Source organism: Parasphingorhabdus sp., from assembly GCF_049667325.1.
Classification (GTDB): domain Bacteria; phylum Pseudomonadota; class Alphaproteobacteria; order Sphingomonadales; family Sphingomonadaceae; genus Parasphingorhabdus.
Map to the genome: position 1 here is coordinate 1 of NZ_JBATHY010000140.1, position 2,118 is coordinate 2,118.

Annotated in this window: 2 protein-coding genes; both read left to right on the forward strand. The window is 56.3% G+C overall.

What is annotated here, in order from left to right; genetic code table 11:
• A partial coding sequence (locus tag WBM93_RS06665; protein WP_424429868.1) for an ABC transporter permease/substrate-binding protein occupies positions 1 to 1,482 on the forward strand: 1,482 nt, incomplete at its 5' end.
• A gap of 2 nt (positions 1,483 to 1,484) precedes the next feature.
• Complete coding sequence (locus WBM93_RS06670; RefSeq protein WP_424429870.1) at positions 1,485 to 2,009, forward strand: hypothetical protein; 525 nt, start codon at positions 1,485 to 1,487, stop codon at positions 2,007 to 2,009.
• The last annotated feature ends 109 nt before the right edge of the window (positions 2,010 to 2,118 follow it).

Genomic DNA, 2,118 nt, shown 5'->3' on the forward strand with positions numbered 1-2,118 from the left:
CATGTCCAGATCAGCGTCTCTGCGCTGTTTCTGGCGATGGTCATTTGTCTGCCGCTGGCAATCTGGGCAGCGCGATCGCCGAGAGTGGCGGCGGTGGCGCTGACCGTTGCCAGTCTGATCCAGACGATCCCCGGGCTCGCGCTGCTGGCGCTCTTCTACCCGCTGCTGCTGGGAATCTCGGCTTTGGTCGGCGGGGGAATATCCGCCTTCGGTTTCCTGCCTGCGCTGCTCGCGCTGACCCTTTATGCGTTGCTGCCGATCCTGCGCAATGCGGTGACCGGATTGTCCGGGGTCGATCCTGCAGCAAAAGAGGCGGCGGATGGTCTCGGGATGACCAGCGGTCAGAAACTATATTATGTCGAAGCGCCACTTGCGGCTCCCACAATCATGGCCGGGATCCGGACAGCAGCGGTCTGGACCATCGGCGCGGCAACGCTGTCCACCACGGTGGGCCAGCCCAGCCTCGGCGACCTGATCTTTGCCGGACTGCAGACGCAGAACTGGACGCTGGTGCTGGCCGGTTGCCTGTTCTCCGCAGCGCTCGCGATTGCGGTTGATCTGCTGCTCGGGCTTATCGAACGGGGCATTCGCGAGCGCCGGCGGATATTGGTCGGGGCAGGGTTGGCGATTATCGCAGCGGGTTTGTTGACCGCAACGCTGCCGCTGATGGTCGCGCGTGACAATGTCGTGGTGATCGGGTCGAAAAATTTCTCTGAACAATATATTCTCGCGCGGCTGATCGGATCACGTCTTGAAGAGGCGGGTTATCAAGTCCGTTATCGCGAGGGATTGGGTTCCGCTGTGATTTATACCGCGCTGTCGGAGGGCGATATCGACGTTTATGTCGACTATTCGGGCACGATCTGGACCAACCAGATGCGGCGCACGGATAGCCAGCCGAAATCAGCGATGCTCGACACGATCGCGCAATGGACCAGCACCAGTCACGGCGTCAAAATGCTCGGCGCGCTGGGATTTGAGAATAGCTATGCTTTTGTGGTGAGACCGGAAGATGCACGCTCCAAATCGCTCAGGACGCTCAATGATCTGGCGCGGGTGTCGAGCGATTTCAATTTCGGCACCGATGTCGAATTTCTCGAACGGCCCGAGTGGCGGATGGTGCAGGCCGCCTATCCGATCCGTTTCAAGGACGCCCGGTCGTTCAGTCCGACCTTCATGTATCCTGCGCTGGCCAGCGGCGAAGTCGACGTGATTTCGGCTTTTTCATCCGATGGCCGGATCGCGGCCAATGGCTTTGTTGTGCTCGAAGATACCAAGAACGCCGTACCATCCTATGAAGCGATATTGCTGCTCGCCCCGAACCGCAACAACGATGATAAGTTCGTCGCGGCACTAAATCCACTGGTCGGTGCGATCACGGTGGAAAAAATGCGCGAAGCCAATTATATGGTGGACCGCGAAGACGACAAGAAAACCCCCAGACGGGCCGCACTCTGGCTGAACGACAAGTTGAAGGAATGAACGTGAAATCTGGTTTTGCATATCTATTGAAAATGGCTGGTCTGGTCGCTCTGCTCTGCATGGTATCTTTCTCGGTAACCGCGCGCGCAGAAGTGACGGTCACTTTCTATTCGCACGATTTCGGCAAGAATTTCCCGCATGCTTTCTTTATCGCCAAGGGTGAAACGGCTGACGGCAAGACGGTCGATACCGGCTTCGGATTTACCGCCATCAATGTGTCGCCGGGCATATTATTTGGTTCGGTCAACGGCCATGTGAAGGCGCCATCGGCTGAATATATCAGCAGCAGCAACCCGCATTTCACCGTGAAGATCAGCGACACGAAATATCGGGAATTGATGGCCGTGGTGAAAAAATGGCAGACTATTCCCCAGAAAAGCTACAGCCTCAACAAGCGCAATTGCGTCCATTTCATCAATGATGTGATCAAGACACTGGATCTCAAGACAAATCTGAAAACGGCCAACTGGAAGAAACCCCGGTCCTTCATGGAAGAAGTCATGAAGCTTAATCCGTTTCTCAAATGATAGAATAAAGGCGCGCTATATGACGGACGTTTGCATGGTTATAGGAGCAGGCGCCGGCATTGGCGGACATGTCGCAAAGAGATTCGCCAGGGAAGGCTATCACGCAGCA